The sequence below is a fragment of the Roseinatronobacter alkalisoli genome (genome assembly GCF_028745735.1).
GTDB lineage: Bacteria > Pseudomonadota > Alphaproteobacteria > Rhodobacterales > Rhodobacteraceae > Roseinatronobacter > Roseinatronobacter alkalisoli.
The window spans coordinates 137,396-159,250 of sequence record NZ_JAQZSM010000003.1 but is presented as its reverse complement, the minus strand read 5'-3'; the positions used below and the strand labels follow the sequence as shown (position 1 = coordinate 159,250).

The following is a 21,855-nucleotide window of genomic DNA, read 5'->3' as shown; positions in this document are numbered from 1 at the left end:
TTGCCATACCTTTCGCAGTGATCAGATACGCTCGCGCTCTGCGTCTTCCGCAAGGGCGCTGGTCTGCGGTGCGGCAGCGGATTCAGAGGGGTGTTGTGCTGGTTTCTGTTCTGGCTTCTGCTTCTGCTCGGGTGCGGGCAGGGCCTTTGCTTCGTCGGGCATCTGTTCGGGCAGGGTCACAGCAAGGGTGCCATTATCCAGATCAACGCAAAGTTTCGCACGCGGCTCCAGCGCCGACAGGATTTCGTTCAGTTCACGTTGCGCACGTTCGACAGTTTCGCGCTGTGTTTCGCGGATAATGATTTCGGGGTCTTTCGCGCGTTTGCCGAACAGAAATTTAAACATGTCACATGGTTCCTTCTTGCATCCTTCATCCATAGGGCATTGCACCTTGTCGGAAAACCCTTGGCGCGGCATTGCGGCGAATGTGCGCCGCCATGGGGCGTTCAGGTGGCGTTGGTGCAAAAATTGCGGGCACAGCGTATCTGGCCGACGATCAGATCGCGCCGGTTGCGCATATCCCCCAGATAGCGCGCGACCACAGGGTGATTCCCGTCCAGCGCGCCATGCCGGACCAGCAGTGCGGTGATTGCCGCTTCGGCAGCGCGCACACCGCCATCGACAATCTTCAGCGCGATTCCCAGCCCCGATTGTGGCAGGATGGCCACGAAAACTGCTTCTGCCCCGGTCTTGACCGCGGCCGTACCACCCATGGCGCGCATCAACTCTGTGCAGGCGCGGGTTTCCCCGGCAACAAGTTCCGGGTGGCGCATCATCGCATCGCGCAGTGCAACCATCGCGCGGGCGCGCGCGTCCCCACTGTCGGACGCCCCCGCAAACCGCGCCATCGCCAGCGCAAGCCCCTGCAGGCTGGTCGCAAAATTCGGGGCCGAACAGCCGTCAATGCCGTATACGGGCGATGGCATGCCGGTGACTTCCTCAAAGGCAAGGCGCACGGCGCGCTGTACCGGGTGGTCCGCCTCGACATATTCGCTGCTGCCGCCAAGATGGCGGTTCAGCGTCAGGAACCCCGCATGTTTGCCCGAACAGTTATTGTGTAACTGACAGGGGCGTTCATGCGCCAGTATCAGCCGGTCGCGTTCGGCAATATCTTCGGCGGCTTGCGGGCCACAGCGCAGGTCATCTTCACCCAGGCCCAGATCCGACAGCCAGCGCGACACACCATGGACATGCAGTCCCGCGCCTTGATGGGATGCGCAGGCCAGCGCCAGTTGTTCCGACCCAAGTGCATGCCCGGCCCCACTTTCGATCAGCGGCAGGGCCTGCACCATCTTGCAGCTGGAGCGGGGATACATCAGCACATCGGCCTGACCCCAGCTTTCAACAATCGCGCCATTGGCATGCATGACCACCGCATGACCATGATGAACGCTTTCAAGCAAATCCCCGCGCCACAGCTCTATCAGCGGTACGGCATGGTCATGTATCTGTGATATTTTCGGCATTTTGTTGCTCAATTCCGTGATCCGGACGCAGTTTGCATTCACGCCTGCGCGATTTTTTACGATGAGGGCTTTGAAATTCCTGACCCGTGGCGGTAAAAGGCGCAAGGGCCATGCGCATCATCGCTGCGCGAATACCAGTCTAAAGCCCGGACCAAGTGGAGGCAAGAAAGCAGATGGCGTCGAAACGGCTGAACGGAACGACACTCACATGTGCCGCGATGATGTGTGCAGGCGGGTTCGCCACAAACGCACTCGCGCAGGAATCCACCAACCGCGTTGCCGCCGATACGGCCTGGAGCGTGTTCGTGGAAGACGAACCCAAGGAATGCTGGGCGGTATCCGCCCCGCGTGAAACGCTGAACACACGCGGCGGCCAACCCGTCGAAGTGCGGCGTGGCGATATCCTGTTGTTCGCAACCTATCGTGGCGGCAGTGGCGCGCCACAGGTTTCATTTACCGGCGGTTACCCTTTTGCGCCGGATTCGACAGTGGATGTGACAATAGGCACCAATGAATTCCAGCTTTTCGTCGAAGGGGAATGGGCCTGGGCCGGCTCCCCGGAAGAAGATCAGCGTATTTTCGCGGCCATGCGCGCCGGATCGGATGCTGTGTTGCAGGCGCGGTCTTCGCGCGGGACCAACACGCGGGACACGTTTTCGCTGTTCGGGTTCACCGCAGCGACCGAAGAAGCCCAAAGTCAATGCGCTGACTGACAGCGCCTGATACCTGAATATGACCGCCCGGGCTGTAAATTCCGGGCGGTCTTGTTATATGTGACCCAAAGCCACCGCCAAGGATGCCGCAAATGCCCAGCACCGCCCCGATCACGCAGGATGTCGTGACCATACCGCGCCGCCTGCCGGAAGGGGGCAAGCGCAACCTTGTGGGCATGACCCGCGCCCAGATGGCCGATGCCCTGATGGCAACCGGCACCCCTGAACGGCAGGCGAAAATGCGTGTGGGCCAGATATGGCAGTGGATATACCACTGGGGCGTGCAGGATTTCGCGTCGATGACTAATCTGGCGAAAGCCTATCGTGCGCAACTGGCGGAGCATTTTGAAATCACGCGCCCGGAAATCGTGACCCGTCAGGTATCGGATGACGGCACGCGCAAATACCTGTTGCGCATTGCCGGCGGGCATGAGGTGGAAGCGGTCTACATACCTGAAGAAAGCCGTGGAACCCTTTGTATTTCTTCGCAAGTTGGTTGCACACTGACCTGTTCCTTCTGTCATACCGGAACCCAGAAACTGGTGCGTAACCTGACTGCTGCGGAAATTGTGGGACAGGTTCTTGTTGCACGCGATGATCTGGACGAATGGCCCGAACCGGGCGCGCCAAAGGATGAAACCCGCCTTGTCAGCAATGTTGTGCTGATGGGCATGGGGGAGCCGCTTTATAATTTCGACAATGTGCGCGATGCGATGAAAATCACCATGGATGGCGAAGGTCTGTCCATCTCGCGGCGTCGGATCACCTTATCCACATCGGGTGTGGTGCCGGAAATCGCGCGCACCGCGCAGGAAATCGGCTGTCTGCTGGCAATCAGTTTTCACGCCACCACGGATGCCGTGCGCGACACGCTGGTTCCCATCAACAAGCGCTGGAATATCAATACCTTGCTGGATGCTTTGCGCGAGTATCCGCGTCTGACAAATTCGGAACGCATCACCTTTGAATATGTCATGCTGAAGGATGTGAATGATTCGGATGCCGATGCACGGCGGCTGGTGAAACTGATTGCGGGCATTCCCGCCAAAATCAACCTGATCCCGTTCAACGAATGGCCCGGCGCGCCCTATCAGCGCAGCGATTGGTCGCGGATTGAAGCCTTTTCCGATATTGTCCACAAGGCAGGCTATGCCAGCCCCATCCGCACGCCACGCGGCGAAGATATCATGGCCGCATGTGGTCAGCTGAAATCCGCGACCGAACGCGGGCGTAAATCCCGCGCTGACATTGCCGCGCGGCTTACGACCGGGCAGGGTAGCTGACATGCCGGTTGTCGCACTTATCGTTCTGGGGGCGCTGGCCGGGGTTCTGGCAACCCGGCTGATGCGCATGAACACGGATTTGCCCACCGCGATGGTGATCGGCATTCTGGGGGCGGTTATCGGCGGGCTGGGATTTCGGTTTTTGATGAGTTCCGCAGGCTGGGTCGGTGGTTTTGTTCTGGCGCTTCTGGGGTCACTGGCGCTGCTGTGGATATGGCAGCGGTTTCTGGGGCGCTGATCCTTACCACTTACTGACGCGGCGGGCGGCTTTTATAAACCGGCAGGCACCAGCCGAACCGGATTGACCCGGCGCGCAGGGCAACAGTCGTCACCCCGCAGACTGTCAGAATAATCAGGCTATCTGTCGTGAATTTCGCCGCCAGCAAGGCCGCGCTGGCCCCGACCAGCGCGGCGCTTGCATATAGTTCACCCTTCTTCAGGATCAGCGGCAGTTCATTGCATACGACATCGCGCATCAGCCCGCCGAATGTGCCAGTGGCAACCCCCATGATCAGCACGATTGGCCATGACTGATCCAGACCCAGTGCAACACCCACACCGGCAGGAACCGCCACACCCAAAGCCAGCGCATCCAGCCATTCCAGCGCGCGCAACCGCGATTCCAGAAAATGTGCGGTGAAAAACACCAGAATCGCCGCGACACAGGCCGACAGGATCATGCCCGGATCGGCGATCCAGAACAGCTGATCACGGTTCAGCAGCACATCGCGCAGCGTACCGCCGCCCACGGCTGTCAGACAGGCCAGAAACAGGAAACCCACAATATCCAGCTGGGCACGGCTGGCAGCCAGCGCGCCGGTCAGGCCAAAGATGAATACAGACGTATAATCAAGGCCTTGCACCAATGTCATGATGTTGATTTCACTGGCTTGAACGGTGCCATGCCTGCACGGGCCAGTTCATCGGCGCGTTCGTTTTCCGGATGCCCGGCATGTCCCTTGACCCATTTCCAGATGACACTGTGACGTTCCTGCGCGGTATCCAGCCGTTGCCACAATTCGGCATTCTTGACGGGTTTGCGACCGGCCGTGCGCCAGCCATTGCGTTTCCAGCTGTGAATCCAGCTTGTTACACCGTTTTTCACATAGGCGCTGTCGGTGACAATGGTGACAGTGCTGGGGCGTTCCAGAACCTCCAGCGCGGAAATGGCGGCCATCAGTTCCATGCGGTTATTGGTTGTGTCCCCTTCACCGCCCGACAGTTCGCGTTCTTTTACGACCCTGTCGCCCTGATAGGCGCGCAGTAACACACCCCAGCCACCGGGGCCGGGATTGCCGGAACAGGCCCCGTCAGTATAGGCAACAAGTTCGGTCATTCCAGCCCCTCGAACCCGTCAAGCTGGGTGATACGTTCGATCCATGCGCCAATCGCGGGAAAGCGCGCCATGTCGAACCCGCCACGCGCGCCCGCGCTATGGGTATAGGCAAACAGGCAAAGATCGGCGAGGGTGGCATGATCGCCTACCAGCCAGTCGCGCGTGGCCAGATGGTCCTCCATGATCTGCAACAGGTCATGGCCGCGCTCCAGCAATTCTGCCATGCGTTCGGGCGTGGCCAGTGCGCGCCGGTGCGGATAGGCCCGCAGCGCTGCACGCACGGCAATCACGCCTTCATGCTGGTTCTGTTCCCAGAACATCCAGCCCAGCATCTGCGCACGTGCAACTGGGGATTGGGGCATGAAGCGGGTGTCGTCGCCCAGATAGCACAGGATGGCGTTTGATTCGGGCAACAGCGTGCCGTCATCCAGCACGAGAACCGGGGCCTTACCAAAAGGCAGGCGTCCTTGCTGTTTTGCCTGTTCCAGCGCGTCTGTAAGGTATTCGACATCGATCCGCTGAACATCATGCCGCCCCAGAAGCGCCAGCAGAAGCCGCACCTTGTAGCTGTTGCCCGATGTGGGCATGGAATAAAGGATCATGTTCGTGGGTTCCCGGAAAACAAGCTGTTGCGACAGTTTAGACGAACCATTTCACCATGGCCAGACAGGCCGGGACGCCGGATATCAGAACAGGGGCGGTCATGCGGTTTCGCGCAACTGGCGGGGTACCTTGAATTCAACACGCTCTTTCGCGGTTTCAACCAGTTCGACATGCAGATTATAGCGCGCATCAAAAGCGTCTATCACTTCGTTCACCAGATCCTCGGGGGCGGATGCCCCTGCGGTGATGCCGATGGCGCGAATCCCGTCCAGCGCGCGCCAGTCGATATTCGCGGCGCGCTGCACCAGTTGCGCATAGGCGCAGCCGCGCGCGCGGCCCACTTCGACCAGGCGTTGCGAATTCGACGAATTGGGCGCGCCAATGACCAGCAGCGCGTCAATCTTCGGCGCAATGGCCTTGACCGCTTCCTGCCGGTTGGTGGTCGCATAACAGATGTCTTCTTTATGCGGCCCGATAATCGCCGGAAACCGGCTGCGCAGCGCGGTGACAATACCGATTGTGTCATCCACCGACAGGGTGGTCTGGGTGATGAAGGCCAGTTTCTGTTCATCGCGCACCTGCAGATGCGCGACATCATCGACCGTTTCGACAAGCAGCACTTCGCCGTCGGGCAGTTGCCCCATCGTGCCAATGGTTTCGGGGTGTCCGGCATGGCCGATCATGATCATCTGCAACCCGTTGGCGTGGTGGCGTTCTGCTTCGATATGGACCTTGCTGACCAGCGGGCAGGTTGCATCCAGATACAGCATCTGGCGGTTCTGCGCTTCTTCGGGCACGGATTTTGGCACGCCATGTGCGGAAAAGATCACGGGCCGGTCGGTAGGGCAGTCGTCAAGTTCTTCGACAAAGACCGCACCTTTGGCACGCAGGCCATCCACAACGTATTTGTTATGCACGATTTCATGCCGGACATAGACAGGGGCGCCGTATTTTTCCAGCGCCAGTTCCACGATCTTGATGGCGCGGTCCACGCCTGCGCAGAAGCCGCGCGGTGCGGCCAGATATAGGGTCAGGGCAGGTTTCTGGGTCATTGTCCGGTCACTATCGGGTTGGCAGTACCAGACCTAAACTTTCATCCGCGCGGCGTCCAGTCCAATGGTCGCCGCGCGGGGTGGGTGCATCAGTCGCCCGAAACGCAATCAGCAAGAGATTGCGCGATGCCGCGCATCAACGCCGGATAAAGACCTGCGCCGGGCTCCAGCGTTACACCCGCCGGGTCCAGTTCCGCGCCAACGCGGGTTTGCGTGCCTTCGACGACAATATCAATGTAGCGCGATGAATGGTTCACTTCCGGGAAAATGCAGACAGCGCCATCATCCTGTAATTGCGCACGCAATTCACTTAGCCGCTGTGCGCCGGGGGCTGCTGCATCGCCCAGCGAGATTGTGCCTGCAACATTCAGCCCGAACTGATCGGCGAGATAGCCATAGGCATCATGGAACATGACCAGCGGAGCGGCGCTGATTGGTTCAAGAACACCAGTCAGTTCATTGGCAAGACTAGAAATTCCCGCTTTTGCCGACTCCGCGTTCGCAAGATAGTTTTCGGCGTGTTCGGGGTCATGTTCCGCCAATTCGGAGGCAATGACGTCCAGCCAGATTTTCACATTTTCGGTGTTCATCCAGGCATGGGGATCAAGGCCGTCATGGTCATGCCCATGATCATCATGCGCGTGGCCGTGGTCATCATGATCGTGCCCATGATCATCATGCGCGTGGCCGTGATCGTCGTGATCATGCCCATGATCATCATGCGCGTGGCCGTGGTCATCATGATCGTGCCCATGATCATCATGCGCGTGGCCGTGATCGTCGTGATCATGCCCATGATCATCATGCGCGTGGCCGTGGTCGTCATGATCGTGCCCATGATCGTCATGCGCGTGGCCGTGGTCGTCATGATCGTGCGCATGGTCATCATGCGAATGGCCGTGATCGTCGTGATCATGCCCATGATCATCATGCGCGTGGCCGTGGTCGTCATGATCGTGCCCATGATCATCATGCGCGTGGCCGTGATCGTCGTGATCATGCCCATGATCATCATGCGCGTGGCCGTGGTCATCATGATCGTGCGCATGGTCATCATGCGAATGGCCATGCGAAAATTCCTGCAGATTCAACCCATCTGCGTTCAGCAATGTCACAATCTCGGCCCCGGTTTCGGTGCCGGCAAGCGCGCGGGCCAGCCATGGCGTCAGATCTTCGCCAACCCAGAAAATCAGGTCGGCGTCGGACAACGCGCGCGCCTGTGACGGGCGCAACTGAAAGGAATGTGGGTCGCCCCCGCGGTCTAGTAACAGATCGGCGCTGCCATGTTCCCCGAGCACCATGGACACCAGCGAATGCGTGACCGGAAAATCGGTCACGATCTTCAGATCATGGGCGGCAAGTGGTGTGGCCATCATGGCGCAGGCCAATGCGAGAGAGTGGCGCATCCTGAACTCCTTGTGTTATGCTATTACGGTACATATCTTTTGTTATACCATAACAGTCAAGGCACATGGAATGGCAGATCGCCCCGAACACCAGTCCTTTTGCTGCCCCGACCATAGCGGTCAGGCCACAGCACAGACGATTCTTGCGCAGGCGGAAACGCGTGTGCAGGCGCAAGGATTGCGGCTTACGCCTGTGCGCAGGCGCACGCTGGAGATATTGTTGCAGGCGCATGGTGCGCTCGGGGCCTATGATGTGCTGGAAAAACTGGCCGCCGACGGATTTGGCGCACAGCCGCCCGTGGCCTACAGGGCGCTGAATTTTCTTGTCGAAAACGGGCTGGCCCATCGTATCCGGCGGTTGAACGCTTTCACCGCCTGCACCCATCCCGGCCATGACCATGGCGCGGCATTCCTGATTTGCGAAACCTGCGAAAGCGTGATGGAAGCATCAAGCGATTCGGTCAGCCGGGCGCTTGGCGTGGCCGCGCGGGAAATCGGCTTCGACTTGTCGCGCGCGACAATAGAAGGGGTGGGCCAGTGCCGTGAATGCCGCACCCGCGCAGATTCTGCCCAAAGGACCATTGCGTGACATTGATACAGGCAAGCGGGGTCAGCGTGCATTATGGCGGGCGGCGGGTGCTGTTCGACATCGATTTTTCCATCACGAAGGGCGAAATTGTAACCATTGTCGGGCCGAACGGGTCCGGCAAAACAACGCTGCTGCGCGCGCTTCTGGGGGTTGTGCCGCCCCGTCGCGGAACCGTTGCGCGCGCGCGCGGGTTGCGGGTTGGCTATGTGCCGCAGCGCTTGCATATCGATCCCGGCCTGCCGCTGCCGGTGCGCCGTTTCCTGTCGCTGCCAACCCGGCGCAGCGCAACTGAAATTGCGGCGGTTCTGGCGCGGGTGGGCGTGCCCGATGTCGCGGGGCAGAATATGACAACCCTGTCAGGCGGGCAGTTCCAGCGTGTCCTGCTGGCGCGTGCCCTATTGATGGAGCCTGATATTCTGATGCTGGATGAACCGACCGCCGGGCTGGACCAGCCGGGCGTTGCCAGTTTCTACCGGCTGATTGACGATATGCGCCATGAAACCGGCTGCGCTGTGCTGTCGGTCAGCCATGATCTGCATGTGGTCATGAGTGCGTCGGACAGGGTCGTGTGCATCAACGGGCATATCTGCTGCGAGGGGACGCCCAGTGTGGTGCGCGCAGCCCCGGAATACCGCGCCTTGTTCGGTATGGGCACAGGCGGCGCGCTGGCGCTGTTTCAGCACCAGCATGACCACGAACATGACCACCAGAAGGACGACACCCCCCATGCTGGATGATTTCATGATGCGTGCGCTGCTGGCGGGGCTGGCGGTGGCATTGGCAACTGGTCCGCTGGGCTGCTTTGTCGTCTGGCGCCGCATGGCCTATTTCGGCGATGCCACATCGCATGCCGCCATTCTGGGGGTCGCACTGGCGCTTGGGTTTCAGATCAGCATATTCGTTGGCACGCTGATTGTGGCGCTGCTGATGGCCATGATTGTGTCGGTGATGGCCGGGCGCGGCTGGGCAATGGATACGACGCTTGGGGTGCTGGCGCATTCCGCGCTGGCCTTCGGTCTGGTAGCGGTGTCGTTTCTGCCAGCGGTGCGGGTGGACCTGACCGCCTATCTGTTTGGCGACATTCTGGCGGTGTCACGCATGGATCTAGCCATTATCCTGTCCGGGTCGGCGCTGGTGCTGGGTATGATTCTGTGGCGATGGTCGGCGCTTCTGACAGCCACCCTGAATGAGGATCTGGCCCATGCCTCCGGGCTTAGCCCCGCACGCGAGCGTATGGTGCTGACCTTATCGCTAGCCGTGGTCGTGGCTGTGGCGCTGAAAATCGTGGGGGCCTTGCTGATTGCGGCCATGTTGATTGTTCCCGCGGCCGCTGCGCGCAATGTTGCGCGCACGCCGGAAGTGATGGCCATGTTCGCCGTGGTGATCGGGGGCTTGTCTGTCTGGGGGGGGCTGCAGCTATCGCTGTGGCAGGACACGCCGTCCGGCCCGTCGATTGTGGTGGTGGCGGCGCTGATCTTCGCGCTGTTCACATTCGCAGCGGCACTGGTTCAGAAACGCCCGGGGCGGTAGGGCGCAATATCAAGCGCGGGCGCGCGTTCTGCCACCAGATCCGCGACAATCTGGGCGGTAACAGGTGCCAGTGTCAGCCCCAGATGCCCGTGCCCATAGGCGTGAATCACATCCGCCCCGCGCGCGGATGGGCCGATGACAGGCCGCGAATCCGGCAGGGACGGGCGGCAGCCCATCCAGCGCCGGTCAGGGTCCGGCAGGTCGGGGAATATGGTGCGCGCGCCGCGTTCCATAACCGTCCACCTGTTGGGGGCGGCAGGGGCGTTCAACCCGCCGAGTTCTACCGTGCCCGCAACCCGTAACCGGCCCGCCATTGGGCAGAAATAGAACCCGCGTGACACTGGCGTCATCTGACGTGTCAGCGGCTGATCAGCCATGTCATATTCCAGATGATAGCCGCGTTCCGTGTCCAGCGGCACCTTGTCGCCCGCCTGCCGTGCCAGATCGCGTGACCACGCCCCGGCGGCCAGCACAACCTTATGCGCGCGCAACCGGATTCCTGCGCCTGTCAGCGTGACATGCCCTTGCCCATCGCGCGCCAGTCCGGTGATGCGCGCAGGGATATGGTGCACGCCAGCGGCCATAACCGCTGCGCGCAACAGCCGCAGCATGGCGCGCGGGTCATGCAATGTGACTGTGTTGGGAAAGAAGGCTGCGCCATGGCCCATATGCGCAGGCAGGCCCGGTTCAAGCTGGCCCAGTTCCGCGCGCGAAATGATGTCGACACGGACCCCCAGGCGGCGGGACAGGGTGAAATCCGTGCGGCGCTGGTCCTTTTCGGTTTCAAACAGATAAAGTGATCCTTGCGGTTTCAGCAAGGCTGTGCTGCCGATCTGGTCAGCCATTGCTGCCCATGCAGCGGGGGTCGGTGCCATCAGCGCAGCGATGGCCTGCGCATTGGCTGCCGCGCGCGCGGGCAGGCATTCGCGCGTAAAACGCAGCAACCACGGCGCAAGCGTGAAAATTGCCGTCTTGCGGATGGCCAGCGGGCTGTCGCGGTCAAACAGCAATCGCGGCAGGCTGCGCAACACATCCGGTGTGCCGACCGGCATAACGGCATAATCGGCGATAACCCCGGCATTGCCATAGGATGCACCGCTTTCGTCATCTTCAGGGGCAAGCAGCGCAACATCATGCCCCTGATCGGCCAGCCGCAGCGCAGTGCAAAGCCCGACAATACCCGCGCCGACAATTGCAATCTCGCTATGCTGCATGTGGGGAAGGGCTGGCATGGGTGCAACCTGAAAGGGGGGGCTGACCCTTTGTTGCGCGCTCGGCGGGGGGATGCAAGGCGCTGTTTGCATGAAACGCAGTTGGGCACACATGAAGCCCGTGCCAGCGGTGGGCCGGGGGCTGCCGATCCGACATGGGAGGAGTACACTGTATGCTGGCGGCATAACCCCGGCCTTCAAAGGCTGAATCGGCACCGGCGAAACGGGCAGGCTGCGGGACGGCCCGCCGCTGGCACGGCGGGCTGCGCCCTTGTTCGGTGCTTTGGGAATTTCCGGGACCTGATTCACACCGCCCCGATAAACAAAATGCTTCAGCCCTGATCCGGCGCTGTGCGGGGCGTAAGGGCGCAGAACGCCATCCGAGCCTGCCTGCGGCGATGTCATGCAGATCCGGGCGCGTGGGTTGATCCGGCGCAATCCCCTGTCCGGGGGAATAGCGACGGTTGACCTGTGGCGCGGTGGCCTGCGGATTTCAGGAATCTCAATAGCCGCGGCTGCGGTCCACCAGATTCAGCAAAGGCTGGCCCATTTCGCTGCGCGCGATATTCTGCGCAATCACCTGCGCGGCCGTATGCGGGCGTGTGGTGGCCGCGATATGGGGGGTGACCGTCACGCGCGGATGCGCCCAGAACGGGTGATCTGCGGGCAGGGGCTCAGTACGGAACACATCCAGCGTGGCATGGCTGATATGCCCGCTATCCAATGCGGCAATCAGGGCAGTATCGTCAACAAGCCCACCGCGACCGGGGTTTATCAGCGCGGCACCTTCCGGCAGAATTGCCAGCGCACGCGTATCCAGCAGATTTTCGGTATCCGGGGTCAAAGGCAGCAGGGTCACCAGAATTTCCGCGCGTGACAGGCAATCCGTCAGCCCCGTCGGCCCGTGATGGCAGGTCATGCCTGGCACTGATTTCGGACCGCGCGCCCAGCCATGCATCTGAAAGCCGAAAGCGGACAGCGCCTTTGCAACAGCTTGCCCCAATGCTCCAAGCCCCAGAATGGCAATGCTGCGGTCCTGTGCCAGCGGTGGGTCGACCGGGTTCCAGTCACCAGGGCGGGCATGGATATGGGCGTCCATCCCCAGATGATGGCGCAGCGCATGGCCACTGACATATTCCACCATCCCCTGGGTCAGGGCAGGGTCCACCATGCGGCACAGGGGTTGGGTCAGGGTCGGATTACCGACAATTTTTTCAACCCCGGCCCACAGGTTCAGTACGGCCTTGCAGCGTGTATAGGGGGTGAAATCCTGCAAGACGCTGGACGGGGCATAGATGATGTAATCCACAGTTTCCGGCGCGGCTTCAGTTACCAGCACCGCCTCCGGCGCGTTGTCCTTCAGCGCGTTCGCAAGCGGGACATGATAGTCATTGAACAAGTCCTGTCCGGCGGCAAAAAGCACTGTCAGCGTCATGACGGCAACCTTGGTCTATGAATATGCGCGGATTGCACCAGCCCGAAACCCACCATCAGCACCGTCATGGCAGACCCCCCGAAAGAAACCAGCGGCAATGGCACACCCACTACAGGCGCCAGCCCCATGACCATGGCCATATTGACGGCAAAATACAGAAAGAACGTCCCCACAACCCCGATGACCAGCAGCGCCCCGAACCGGCTGGATGTGCGGAACGCGGTCAGCAGACAAAAGCCGATAATCATCAGATACAGCAGTAGCAAGGATGCCGCGCCGACGAATCCGAATTCTTCGGCAAGGGTGGTGAAAATGAAATCCGTCTGTTTTTCAGGCAGGAAGTTCAGCCGCGCTTGCGTTCCTTCCATGAATCCACGCCCCGACCAGCCACCGGACCCCAGCGCGATCATTGACTGGTTGATATGATAGCCTGCGCCCAGCGGGTCCAGCGTCGGGTCCAGAAAGGCATCGATACGGCGATATTGATAATCCTTCAGTATTTGCCAGTCCGTTCCGCGCGAAGTCATCACCGCGCTGACCACGGCCACCATGCTGCCGATCAGCGCAGCGAAATAGGCCCAATGCACCCCGGCTGCAAAGATGACAATGCCGCCGCCCATGCTCAGCAACAATGCAGTGCCCAGATCCGGTTGCCGCAGCACCAGAAATGCCGGAATTGCGGCAATCAGCACCCCCAGAACCACCCAGACCGGATGCGAAATCCGCTTCGGGTCCAGCCAGTTGTAATAGGCCGCCAGCGCCAGAATTGTTGTGATCTTCGCCAGTTCAGAAGGTTGCAGCCGGGCAGGGCCGACAACCAGCCAGCGTTTCGCCCCCATGCCGACCGTCCCGAAAAATTCCACCCCCAGCAACAGCAGGATCGACACCACATAGGCAACACCCGCGATGGAACGCCAGAACCACAGCGGTGTGAAACCGATGGCCAGCATCAGCAAAAGCCCGAAACCGAAGCGGCGCAATTGCGGTTCCATCCATGGTCGCGCCGAACCGCCCGCCACCGAATAGAGCATGACAAAACCATAGCAGGCGACAGCCACCAGAAGCACAACCAGCGGCCAGTTGACATACAGCACCTTGGCCAGTCCGGTTGGCATGCGTTTGGTGTTGTATTCAAGATAGCTCATGCGCGGCTGATCCGCAGAAGCTGCGGGTCGCGCAGGCGTTCTTCCAACTCGATCTGTTCGGCGCGGATACGGTTGCGTTGCGGTGCGGGATATGCCGCCAGCGGTGGAATGCCGTCATTCAGCGCCGCAAGCGTGATGTCGCGCCCGATGGGCGCTGCCGCAGATGACCCGCCGCCGCCATGTTCAATGACGACAGCCACGGCAATGCGGGGTGCATCGACAGGGGCATAATTGACAAAAAGCGCATGGTTGCGCCGGTTCCATGGCAGGTCACTTTGTTGCCGGATACCCGCATCGCGTTCCGCCCGGGTGATGGAGAAAACCTGGCTTGTGCCGGTTTTGCCCGCCATTTCCTGTCCTTCGGCCACCACACGCGATGAATAGGCCGTGCCGCGCGCGTGATTGACTGTCTCATGCATGCCACGGCGGATCATGCGCAGCCATTCGGGGCGCAGGTCCAGCGAAGCGGCCTGTGGCTGCGCCTGTTCCATCGGGTCACGCAGCAGGCGGGGCAGAATGGCCTTGTTGGTGGCCAGTCGTGCAGTCATCACAGCCAGTTGCAAGGGCGTTGACAGCACGAACCCCTGTCCGATGGAGGCATTGACCGTATCGCCCACCAGCCATTCGGCATTGCGGTTGCGCCGCTTCCAGTCCCGCGTGGGGTTCAGCCCGCCCGCGATGGACGGAATCGGCAGGTCATAGCGGATGCCCAGCCCCAGACGTTCGGACATGGCATTTATCCGGTCGATGCCACAGCGTTGCGACATTTCATAGAAATACACATCACAGCTTTCGGACAGTGCTGAAACAAGGCCGACACGCCCATGTCCGCCCCGCCGCCAGCAATGGAACCTGTTGCCCGCCACATCCATATGGCCGGGACAGAACACGCGTTCTTCGCCATCGGTTTCACCAGCATCCAGCGCGGCCAGCGCTGTCACCATTTTGAAGGTGGACCCGGGCGGATACATGCCCTGAATCGTCTTGTTCAGCAGCGGACGGTATTCATTTTCCAGCAATGCGTTGTAATCCGTGCTGGAAATGCCGCGCACGAACAGATTGCCGTCAAAACTGGGGGCAGATGCCAGCGCCAGAATGTCGCCGGTTGCGGTATCCATGACCACCGCCGCACCACTTTGGCCCTGCATGCGTTGCAGGGCGTAGTTCTGCAATCGCGCATCAATTGTCATATGCAGGTTGCTGCCGGGTTTGCCCTCGGCGCGATCCAGTTCGCGCATGACACGGCCCACGGCGTTCACCTCAACGCGCTGGGAACCGGCTGTACCGCGAAGCCGGTCTTCCATCGCGCGTTCAACGCCGCTTTTGCCGATCTGAAAGCGCGGGATCATCAGCACCGGATCAGGGGTGTCCAGCGCTTCCAGATCGCGTTCGGACACCGGGCCGACATAGCCCACGACATGGGCCATATCCTCGCGCAGCGGATAGACTCGCGACAGACCCATTTCCGGTGTCACGCCGGGCAGTGCGGGCGCATTGGTCGCAACCCGGCTGATTTCTTCCCAACTCAGGCGTTCGGCAACTGTCACCGGCACGAAAGGACGGTGGCGCAGAAGATCGCGGCGCGCGCGTTCCAGATCATCCTCGCTCAGGTGAATTAGTTGTGACAGCCGGTCCAGAACCAGATCGATATCGCCCGCATCATCGCGCTTGATCACAACGCGGTAATTCTGTTCATTTCCGGCCAGCAACACGCCATTGCGGTCAAATATCAGCCCGCGCGTGGGCGGCAGAAGCCGCAGGTTGATACGGTTTTCTTCGGCCAGCAGATGGAATTGCTCGGATTGCATCAGCTGCATGTCACGCAGCCGCCAGACAAGGGTGCCCGCAATCGCCAGTTGCGCCCCCCCCAGAATAAGCCCACGGCGCGTGATGGTCCGGTGGCTGAGTTCCTTGTCACGGTCCGTGCGTTTCACAGTTTTTGCCCCAGAACATCAACCTCGCCGGTCGCGGGTTTGCGCAGCTTGAACACAAAATGCGACAGTGCCACAACTGCAGGATAGACAAGGATAGTGCCCAGAAACTGCGCGAAGCTCAAGTCAAGCGGGGCCTGTGGCATGATCACAATCGCGAGCAGCGCGCGATTTGCAAGAAACATGACCAGCATAAGCCCGATGAACAGCGCGTATTCCAGCCAGAAGCCGAAACCGCGCAACATCTGGGACCGGGCGCGCAGGAATTCCGTGGCCAGCAGCACAATCAGCGCCCACAGGCCGGGCGGGCGCAGCAGCAACATGTCTTCAAACAGGAAATAACCTGCGATCACCGGCGCTGGCAACAGGTCGGGGCGGCGCACCACCCATGCGAGCGTCAGGCATAGCAGGAAATCAGGCGCAGGCCAGTCACGCCACGACAGGCCCAGAATACCCGCGCCGGGGTCCGGCATCAGCGTGCTGTAATCCTGCATCGGCAGCAGCCGCAGGAAGGTGACCATCGCCGCGAGCGCCAGAAACAGCGGCACATAAAGCGCTTTGCCAGTGGGGAACTGCTCAGTCATTCGGCGGACCGTCGATCTCTTCCGGTGATGCCGGCACGATCGCCGCTTCAGGAATATCCGGCAGGGGCGGCAGGTCAGGAATGATCAGTGTGCCGGTATCGGTGATCTGCTCCACCGGGCGTGAACGCATGACGCGCAGGAATTCCAGCCGCCCGAAATCCGCAGCTAGGCGCACGCGCAGGCGCCGGTCGCGTGTCTGGACAACTTCACCGATCAGCAGACCAGCGGGAAAAACGCCGCCATCATCGGAACTGACAACGCGGTCACCGGGGCGCAATTCGTCCGGGGTTTCAATGAATTCCAGCAAGGGAAAGGCGGAATTGTCGCCCGACAGCATGGCCCGTTGCCCGGATGGCTGAATGACGACCGGCACGGAACTGGCCGTATCGGTCAGCAATACAACCCGTGATGTGCGGTGTCCGACACCCGCAATGCGCCCGGCCAGACCCAAGCCGTCCATCACGGCCCAGCCATCCTGAACGCCGTCACGCGCGCCGACATTCAGCAGGACCGACCGGCGGAACGGTGAACCGCCATCGGCCATGACCACGCCGGTCACATGGGTCAGTTGCGGGTCAATACGTACCTGATTGAGATCCAGCAATTGTGCATTACGCTGTTCCAGTTGCAGCGCCGCTTCGCGCCATGCGCGCATTTGCTGCAACTCGCGGCGCAATTCCTGATTCTGGTCCACGATCCGGACATAGGATTGCAGGTTTTCCAGCATTCCCGCGACCCGCGTGACCGGGCGCATGGCCCAGTCGAATGACGGCACGATCCGGTCAATCATGTCCGTGCGCATCTGTTCAACCCTGGGACTGTCTATGCGCCAGACCACAAACAGCAGAAACAGGAATACAGCCATCACCCCGATCAGGATGCGCCTGACGGGTCGAACATAGTCCTGGTCTGTCTGACGTTCGGATGCCAAAGTTCAAGCCCGGCCTGTTGCGGCGTCAGCTCTCGTAATCGATGGCGTGACGCAGTTGCTTCTCATATTCCAGCGCTTTGCCGGTGCCGATGGCCACACAGTTCAGCGCCTCATCCGCGACCGAGATCGACAGGCCGGTCTGTTCGCGCAGCGCAAGGTCCAACTCGCCCAGCAGCGCGCCGCCCCCTGTCAGGATCACACCGCGATCCACAATATCGGCAGCCAGATCAGGCGGGGTGATTTCCAGCGCGATCATCACCGCTTCGCAGATAGTGGTAACGGTTTCTGACAGCGCCTCGGCGACCTGGGCTTGGGTGATCTCGATTTCTTTGGGCACACCATTCAACAGGTCGCGCCCGCGGATCATCATGGACCGTCCGCGCCCGTCATCGGGCATACGCGCAGTCCCGATGGAGCATTTGATCTTTTCAGCGGTTGCTTCACCGATCAGCAGGTTCTGGTTACGTCGCAGGAAGCTGACAATCGCTTCGTCCATTCGGTCGCCGCCCACGCGCACGGAACGCGCATAGACAATATCCCCCAGCGACAGAACTGCAACTTCGCTGGTGCCGCCGCCAATATCGACAACCATGCTGCCTGTCGGGTCGGTGATGGGCATGCCCGCACCGATGGCCGCGGCAATGGGTTCAGAAATCAGCCCCGCGCGCCGCGCGCCCGCCGACAGCACCGATTGCCGGATCGCGCGCTTTTCGACAGGGGTTGCGCCATAAGGCACACAGACAATCACCTTCGGTTTGGAAAAGACATTGTTGCGGTGCACTTTGCGGATGAAATGTTTGATCATTTCTTCCGCAACATCGAAATCCGCGATCACGCCGTCGCGCATGGGGCGGATCGCCTCGATGGAACCGGGCGTGCGCCCCAGCATCAGTTTAGCATCTTCGCCCACGGCCAGAACGGCCTTGCGCCCGTCCTTGGTGTGATAGGCCACAACAGAGGGTTCGTTCAGGATAATGCCGCGCCCCTTGACGTAGACCAGTGTGTTGGCGGTGCCAAGATCAATGGCCATATCCGATGAAAACAGGCTGGGAAACAGGGGCATATGGGTATTTCCGTCCTTCAATTGGAATCGGCCCCAGATATTGGGGTCAAACGCTTGCTGGCGTCCTTATAGGGCGGGGTAGGGCGCGCGGTAAAGGGGGTGAAATCGCAAGATCGGCAGGAATTGGCCGCGCGACCCGCACGAAACCGCGATAATCGGGCGGACAGGCGGCGATCAGCCCCCATATCCGCCCGGTCACAGGCTGGCGCGTCAGCTTGCGCTGCTCATCAGGGCGGACAGATTGCCGCGATGAGAATGCAGAACCATGCGGTTCAGCGCGTTCACATAGGCCTTGGCAGACGCCACGACCGTATCCGTGTCCGATGACTGCCCCGAAAACACGATTCCGTCCAGCGTCAGACGAACGCTGACAGTGGCCTGCGCATCGGTGCCTTCGGTCACAGCATGCACCTGATAGAGTTCCAGCCGCGCATCATGCGGGAACAGCATCCGGACCGCATTGAATGTCGCATCCACAGGGCCATCACCCGTGGCATCGACAAATTTTTCAGTGCCGCCGATGGACAGGGTCAGTTCCGCTTCCTGCGGCCCTTCGGTGCCGCAGATCACGCGCAGGCGCTTGATCTGCAGATAGGCGTCCTCATCGGCAAGGCTGGCTTCCGCCATCAGCGCGATCAGGTCGTCATCATAGACTTCCTTCTTGCGGTCGGCCAATGCCTTGAACCGCACAAAGACGTCTTTCAACTGGTTGTCGCCCAGCTCATACCCCAGTTCCGACAGTTTCGCGCGCAGCGCAGCCCGGCCCGAATGCTTGCCCATCACCAGATTGGTGGCCGCCAGACCGACATCTTCGGGGCGCATGATTTCAAACGTTTCCTTGTTCTTCAGCATGCCGTCCTGATGAATGCCCGATTCATGCGCGAAGGCGTTCTTGCCCACAACCGCCTTGTTGAACTGCACAGGAAAGCCAGACACGGCAGCAACCATGCGCGAAATTCCCATGATCTTGGTCGTATCAATCCCGGTGCGATAGGGCAGGATGTCATTGCGCACGCGCAACGCCATGACCACCTCTTCCAGGGCGGTGTTGCCCGCGCGTTCGCCCAGACCGTTGATCGTGCATTCGATCTGGCGCGCGCCCGCTTCCACCGCGGCCAGCGAATTGGCGGTCGCCATGCCAAGGTCATTATGGCAGTGCGTGGCAAAGATAATCTGGTCCGCGCCGGGCACCCGTTCCAGCAACATCGCAATCAGCTCTGCACTTTCGCGCGGATAAGTATAGCCCACTGTGTCGGGAATGTTGATGGTCGTGGCGCCCGCCTTGATGGCGGTTTCAACCACACGGCACAGATAATCGTGTTCGGTGCGCGTGGCGTCCATGGGCGACCATTGCACGTCATCGCACAGATTGCGGGCATGGCTGACTGTGTCATGAATGCGCGCAATCATCGCGTCCTGATCCAGCGCCGTAATGTCACGGTGCAGCGGCGATGTGCCGATAAACGTGTGGATGCGTGGGCGGGCGGCATGTTTCACAGCCTCCCAGCAGCGGTCGATATCGGTGAGATTGGCACGCGCCAGGCCACATATGACGGAATTGCGGGAATTCTTCGCAATTTCGCTGACTGCCTGAAAGTCGCCCTCGGATGCGATCGGGAAACCCGCTTCGATGATATCGACACCCATTTCATCCAGAAGGCTGGCGATTTCCAGCTTTTCGGTATGGCTCATGGTGGCGCCGGGGGATTGTTCGCCATCACGCAATGTGGTGTCGAAAATCAGGACATGGTCCTGCTTCGGGGCGGCTTGTGTCATTTTTGAAGTCCTGTAAACGGAGAATTGTTTTGTCTGATGCGGTGGCCGGGCGCTTGCAACCTCTGAGCGGCGCGCCCGTTCAGGACACGCTCAGAGGCCCCTAAGAAGAAGCAGACCCATCGGCAGGGTCAGAACCGGCAAAGCCGCGATATGTTGGTCCAATGACATATCTGTTCTTATAAGCAGGCCGCGCGCGCTTGAAAACCCCGAAACTGTCGTCACTTTCATGTGCTGCAACCGGCCCGACAGCTTGACTTCATGCCCGCCCCCGCCCATGAAGCGCGCGACACTTCCAGTGAATGACAACAGGCGGATGGGACGTATGGCAGCGATTGATGGCAAGAAAGACGGCCTTTGGGAGAATATCAAGACCATCATTTATGCGTTGGTGATTGCGGCCCTGTTCCGGACCCTGTTTTTTCAGCCCTTCTGGATTCCCTCAGGGTCGATGAAGGAAACACTGCTGATCGGGGATTTCCTGTTCGTCAACAAGATGGCCTATGGCTATTCGCGCCATTCCTGTCCTTTCGGGCTGTGCCCGTTCACCGGACGGTTGTTCGCAAATGATCCCGAACGCGGTGATATCGTGGTGTTCCGCCATCCCGGCACAGGGGCCGATTACATCAAGCGCCTGATCGGCCTGCCCGGTGACCGGGTGCAGATGCGCGATGGCGTTCTGTATCTGAATGACGAAGCCGCGCCGCAGGAACCCGCCGGTGATCATGTCGAACTTTATGACCGGCAGGGCAGTGCAGGCCAGTTTCCGCGTTGCGCCAATGCGCCAGTGGGGCAGGGCGGGCAATGCGTGAAACCACGCGCGATGGAAACCCTGCCCAATGGTGTCAGCTATCCGGTGCTGAATATCTCGGACGGGGGGGCTGCGGATAACACGCCGGTATTTACAGTGCCAGAGGGGCATTTCTTCTTCATGGGCGACAACCGCGACAATTCGCTGGACAGCCGCATGCCGCGCAGCGTGGGCGGGGTGGGCATGGTGCCGTTTGACCATCTGATCGGGCGCGCGCGCTATGTCGTGTTTTCCGCCGAAGGGCGCTCGCTGTTCTTCTTCTGGACATGGCGCAGTGATCGCTTCTTTGCGAGGCTGCAGTGACGTTGTCCAGGGAATTGCGTGCCTTCTCCATCCGGATCGGGCATGAATTCTCGAATCCCGAACTGCTGCGCCGGGCGCTGACGCACCCGTCCATTTCGTCGCCCACACGGCCTGACAACCAGCGGCTGGAATTTCTGGGCGACCGTGTGCTGGGCCTGGTCATGGCCGAAGCCTTGTTGCGCGCCGATGAAGCCGCCAGCGAAGGCCAGCTTGCACCACGCTTCAATGCGCTTGTGCGCAAGGAATCTTGCGCCGATATGGCCCGCAGCATTGATCTGGGCGAAGTGCTGAAGCTGGGACGTTCGGAAATGTTGTCGGGCGGACGGCGCAAGGACGCGCTGCTTGCGGATGCAATGGAAGCCGTGATTGCGGCGGTCTATCTGGATGCCGGCTTCGATGCGGCCCGCGAGATGGTGCTGCGGCTTTGGGGCACACGCATTGCAACAGTCAAGGAAGACGCCCGCGACGCGAAGACCGCGTTACAGGAATGGGCGCAGGCGCGCGGGCAGACGCCCCCTGTATATGTGGAACGCGACCGCAGCGGCCCACCCCATGCGCCGGTGTTTACAATTGAAGTGCAACTGTCAGACGGTATTTGCGCGCAGGCCAGCGCCGGTTCCAAACGGCAGGCAGAGCAAAAAGCCGCGCAACTGCTTCTTGACCGGCTGGAGGGCCAGATATGACCGATAC

The 21,855-nt window shown here is 60.6% G+C and carries 23 protein-coding genes; 8 read left to right on the top strand and 15 right to left on the bottom strand.

What is annotated here, in order from left to right; all coding sequences use genetic code 11:
* Positions 1-21: 21 nt before the first annotated feature.
* Together PUT78_RS04970 and PUT78_RS04965 are read right to left on the bottom strand one after the other, a co-directional pair.
* Positions 22-345, bottom strand: coding sequence for a hypothetical protein (locus PUT78_RS04970; protein WP_274351064.1), 324 nt, complete (start codon positions 343-345; stop codon positions 22-24).
* 101 nt (positions 346-446) lie between these two features.
* Positions 447-1,466 carry an asparaginase gene (locus PUT78_RS04965; protein WP_274351063.1) on the bottom strand — a complete coding sequence of 340 codons (1,020 nt, stop codon included), beginning with the start codon at positions 1,464-1,466 and terminating at the stop codon, positions 447-449.
* A gap of 173 nt (positions 1,467-1,639) precedes the next feature.
* Between PUT78_RS04965 and PUT78_RS04960 the strand changes: the two genes are divergently transcribed.
* The 3 genes from PUT78_RS04960 (at position 1,640) to PUT78_RS04950 (ending at position 3,700) form a co-directional block, all read left to right on the top strand.
* Complete coding sequence (locus PUT78_RS04960) at positions 1,640-2,179, top strand: invasion associated locus B family protein (RefSeq protein WP_274351062.1); 540 nt, start codon at positions 1,640-1,642, stop codon at positions 2,177-2,179.
* A 92-nt stretch (positions 2,180-2,271) separates the two neighbouring features.
* The gene (gene rlmN / locus PUT78_RS04955; RefSeq protein ID WP_274351060.1) at positions 2,272-3,462 is read left to right on the top strand and encodes a dual-specificity RNA methyltransferase RlmN; all 1,191 of its coding nucleotides are present in this window, start codon (positions 2,272-2,274) and stop codon (positions 3,460-3,462) included.
* 1 nt (position 3,463) lies between these two features.
* Positions 3,464-3,700, top strand: a complete 237-nt coding sequence (locus tag PUT78_RS04950; RefSeq protein ID WP_274351059.1) for a GlsB/YeaQ/YmgE family stress response membrane protein — start codon at positions 3,464-3,466, stop codon at positions 3,698-3,700.
* A 10-nt stretch (positions 3,701-3,710) separates the two neighbouring features.
* Here the strand turns inward: PUT78_RS04950 and PUT78_RS04945 are convergent, their stop codons facing one another.
* The 5 genes from PUT78_RS04945 to PUT78_RS04925 all read right to left on the bottom strand — a co-directional run bounded on the left by PUT78_RS04945 (position 3,711) and on the right by PUT78_RS04925 (position 7,754).
* Complete coding sequence (locus PUT78_RS04945) at positions 3,711-4,334, bottom strand: trimeric intracellular cation channel family protein (RefSeq protein ID WP_274351058.1); 624 nt, start codon at positions 4,332-4,334, stop codon at positions 3,711-3,713.
* On the bottom strand, positions 4,331-4,798 hold the full coding sequence (rnhA, locus tag PUT78_RS04940) for a ribonuclease HI (RefSeq protein WP_274351056.1): 468 nt from the start codon (positions 4,796-4,798) through the stop codon (positions 4,331-4,333). The genes PUT78_RS04945 and rnhA overlap by 4 nt, the downstream gene beginning before the upstream one ends.
* Positions 4,795-5,400, bottom strand: coding sequence for a glutathione S-transferase family protein (locus tag PUT78_RS04935; protein ID WP_274351055.1), 606 nt, complete (start codon positions 5,398-5,400; stop codon positions 4,795-4,797). Before PUT78_RS04935 ends, rnhA begins: the two co-directional genes overlap by 4 nt.
* Positions 5,401-5,499: 99 nt before the next feature.
* Positions 5,500-6,453 (bottom strand): 4-hydroxy-3-methylbut-2-enyl diphosphate reductase, encoded by a 954-nt coding sequence (ispH, locus tag PUT78_RS04930; RefSeq protein ID WP_274351054.1) that lies wholly within the window; start codon positions 6,451-6,453, stop codon positions 5,500-5,502.
* A gap of 89 nt (positions 6,454-6,542) precedes the next feature.
* On the bottom strand, positions 6,543-7,754 hold the full coding sequence (locus tag PUT78_RS04925; protein ID WP_274351237.1) for a zinc ABC transporter substrate-binding protein: 1,212 nt from the start codon (positions 7,752-7,754) through the stop codon (positions 6,543-6,545).
* Here PUT78_RS04925 and PUT78_RS04920 point away from each other — a divergent pair.
* From PUT78_RS04920 to PUT78_RS04910, 3 genes are read left to right on the top strand one after another with little or no spacing between them, the layout of a single operon-like run.
* A complete protein-coding gene (locus PUT78_RS04920; protein ID WP_420793459.1) occupies positions 7,753-8,448 on the top strand; it encodes a Fur family transcriptional regulator in 696 nt (231 codons plus the stop codon). The two genes, PUT78_RS04925 and PUT78_RS04920, sit on opposite strands and share 2 nt — an antisense overlap.
* Positions 8,445-9,185: a metal ABC transporter ATP-binding protein gene (locus PUT78_RS04915; protein WP_274351052.1), complete on the top strand. Its 741-nt coding sequence runs from the start codon at positions 8,445-8,447 to the stop codon at positions 9,183-9,185. Before PUT78_RS04920 ends, PUT78_RS04915 begins: the two co-directional genes overlap by 4 nt.
* A complete protein-coding gene (locus tag PUT78_RS04910; protein ID WP_274351236.1) occupies positions 9,175-9,978 on the top strand; it encodes a metal ABC transporter permease in 804 nt (267 codons plus the stop codon). The genes PUT78_RS04915 and PUT78_RS04910 overlap by 11 nt, the downstream gene beginning before the upstream one ends.
* On the opposite strand, the gene PUT78_RS04905 is transcribed toward PUT78_RS04910, so the two are convergent.
* The 8 genes from PUT78_RS04905 to PUT78_RS04870 form a co-directional block, all read right to left on the bottom strand.
* Complete coding sequence (locus PUT78_RS04905) at positions 9,957-11,210, bottom strand: NAD(P)/FAD-dependent oxidoreductase (RefSeq protein ID WP_274351051.1); 1,254 nt, start codon at positions 11,208-11,210, stop codon at positions 9,957-9,959. The genes PUT78_RS04910 and PUT78_RS04905 overlap by 22 nt on opposite strands.
* 481 nt (positions 11,211-11,691) lie before the next feature.
* Positions 11,692-12,624, bottom strand: coding sequence for a 2-hydroxyacid dehydrogenase (locus PUT78_RS04900; RefSeq protein ID WP_274351050.1), 933 nt, complete (start codon positions 12,622-12,624; stop codon positions 11,692-11,694).
* Positions 12,621-13,769, bottom strand: a complete 1,149-nt coding sequence (gene rodA, locus PUT78_RS04895; protein ID WP_274351049.1) for a rod shape-determining protein RodA — start codon at positions 13,767-13,769, stop codon at positions 12,621-12,623. Before rodA ends, PUT78_RS04900 begins: the two co-directional genes overlap by 4 nt.
* Positions 13,766-15,703, bottom strand: coding sequence for a penicillin-binding protein 2 (gene mrdA / locus PUT78_RS04890; protein ID WP_274351048.1), 1,938 nt, complete (start codon positions 15,701-15,703; stop codon positions 13,766-13,768). Before mrdA ends, rodA begins: the two co-directional genes overlap by 4 nt.
* A complete protein-coding gene (locus PUT78_RS04885) occupies positions 15,700-16,284 on the bottom strand; it encodes a rod shape-determining protein MreD (protein WP_274351047.1) in 585 nt (194 codons plus the stop codon). The genes mrdA and PUT78_RS04885 overlap by 4 nt, the downstream gene beginning before the upstream one ends.
* Entirely contained in the window at positions 16,277-17,215 is a 939-nt protein-coding gene (gene mreC / locus PUT78_RS04880) for a rod shape-determining protein MreC (protein WP_274351046.1), read from the bottom strand. Before mreC ends, PUT78_RS04885 begins: the two co-directional genes overlap by 8 nt.
* Positions 17,216-17,240: 25 nt before the next feature.
* The gene (locus PUT78_RS04875; protein ID WP_274351045.1) at positions 17,241-18,278 is read right to left on the bottom strand and encodes a rod shape-determining protein; all 1,038 of its coding nucleotides are present in this window, start codon (positions 18,276-18,278) and stop codon (positions 17,241-17,243) included.
* A 210-nt stretch (positions 18,279-18,488) separates the two neighbouring features.
* Entirely contained in the window at positions 18,489-20,054 is a 1,566-nt protein-coding gene (locus PUT78_RS04870) for a 2-isopropylmalate synthase (RefSeq protein ID WP_274351044.1), read from the bottom strand.
* A 322-nt stretch (positions 20,055-20,376) separates the two neighbouring features.
* Between PUT78_RS04870 and lepB the strand changes: the two genes are divergently transcribed.
* Positions 20,377-21,165, top strand: a complete 789-nt coding sequence (gene lepB / locus PUT78_RS04865) for a signal peptidase I (RefSeq protein WP_274351043.1) — start codon at positions 20,377-20,379, stop codon at positions 21,163-21,165.
* A complete protein-coding gene (gene rnc, locus PUT78_RS04860) occupies positions 21,162-21,848 on the top strand; it encodes a ribonuclease III (RefSeq protein WP_274351042.1) in 687 nt (228 codons plus the stop codon). The genes lepB and rnc overlap by 4 nt, the downstream gene beginning before the upstream one ends.
* The last annotated feature ends 7 nt before the right edge of the window (positions 21,849-21,855 follow it).

Bases quoted from the DNA above. Each gene is read 5' to 3' on its own strand.
- PUT78_RS04945 (WP_274351058.1), bottom strand. From the start codon at position 4,334: ATGACATTGGTGCAAGGCCTTGATTATACGTCTGTATTCATCTTTGGC.
- PUT78_RS04875 (WP_274351045.1), bottom strand. From the start codon at position 18,278: ATGCCCCTGTTTCCCAGCCTGTTTTCATCGGATATGGCCATTGATCTT.
- PUT78_RS04965 (WP_274351063.1), bottom strand. From the start codon at position 1,466: ATGCCGAAAATATCACAGATACATGACCATGCCGTACCGCTGATAGAG.
- PUT78_RS04935 (WP_274351055.1), bottom strand. From the start codon at position 5,400: ATGATCCTTTATTCCATGCCCACATCGGGCAACAGCTACAAGGTGCGG.
- rlmN (WP_274351060.1), top strand. From the start codon at position 2,272: ATGCCCAGCACCGCCCCGATCACGCAGGATGTCGTGACCATACCGCGC.
- PUT78_RS04970 (WP_274351064.1), bottom strand. From the start codon at position 345: ATGTTTAAATTTCTGTTCGGCAAACGCGCGAAAGACCCCGAAATCATT.
- ispH (WP_274351054.1), bottom strand. From the start codon at position 6,453: ATGACCCAGAAACCTGCCCTGACCCTATATCTGGCCGCACCGCGCGGC.
- rodA (WP_274351049.1), bottom strand. From the start codon at position 13,769: ATGAGCTATCTTGAATACAACACCAAACGCATGCCAACCGGACTGGCC.
- PUT78_RS04920 (WP_420793459.1), top strand. From the start codon at position 7,753: ATGGACACCAGCGAATGCGTGACCGGAAAATCGGTCACGATCTTCAGA.
- PUT78_RS04910 (WP_274351236.1), top strand. From the start codon at position 9,175: ATGCTGGATGATTTCATGATGCGTGCGCTGCTGGCGGGGCTGGCGGTG.
- rnhA (WP_274351056.1), bottom strand. From the start codon at position 4,798: ATGACCGAACTTGTTGCCTATACTGACGGGGCCTGTTCCGGCAATCCC.
- PUT78_RS04950 (WP_274351059.1), top strand. From the start codon at position 3,464: ATGCCGGTTGTCGCACTTATCGTTCTGGGGGCGCTGGCCGGGGTTCTG.
- PUT78_RS04960 (WP_274351062.1), top strand. From the start codon at position 1,640: ATGGCGTCGAAACGGCTGAACGGAACGACACTCACATGTGCCGCGATG.
- PUT78_RS04900 (WP_274351050.1), bottom strand. From the start codon at position 12,624: ATGACGCTGACAGTGCTTTTTGCCGCCGGACAGGACTTGTTCAATGAC.
- PUT78_RS04925 (WP_274351237.1), bottom strand. From the start codon at position 7,754: ATGGTGCTCGGGGAACATGGCAGCGCCGATCTGTTACTAGACCGCGGG.
- PUT78_RS04870 (WP_274351044.1), bottom strand. From the start codon at position 20,054: ATGACACAAGCCGCCCCGAAGCAGGACCATGTCCTGATTTTCGACACC.
- PUT78_RS04905 (WP_274351051.1), bottom strand. From the start codon at position 11,210: ATGCCAGCCCTTCCCCACATGCAGCATAGCGAGATTGCAATTGTCGGC.
- PUT78_RS04885 (WP_274351047.1), bottom strand. From the start codon at position 16,284: ATGACTGAGCAGTTCCCCACTGGCAAAGCGCTTTATGTGCCGCTGTTT.
- lepB (WP_274351043.1), top strand. From the start codon at position 20,377: ATGGCAGCGATTGATGGCAAGAAAGACGGCCTTTGGGAGAATATCAAG.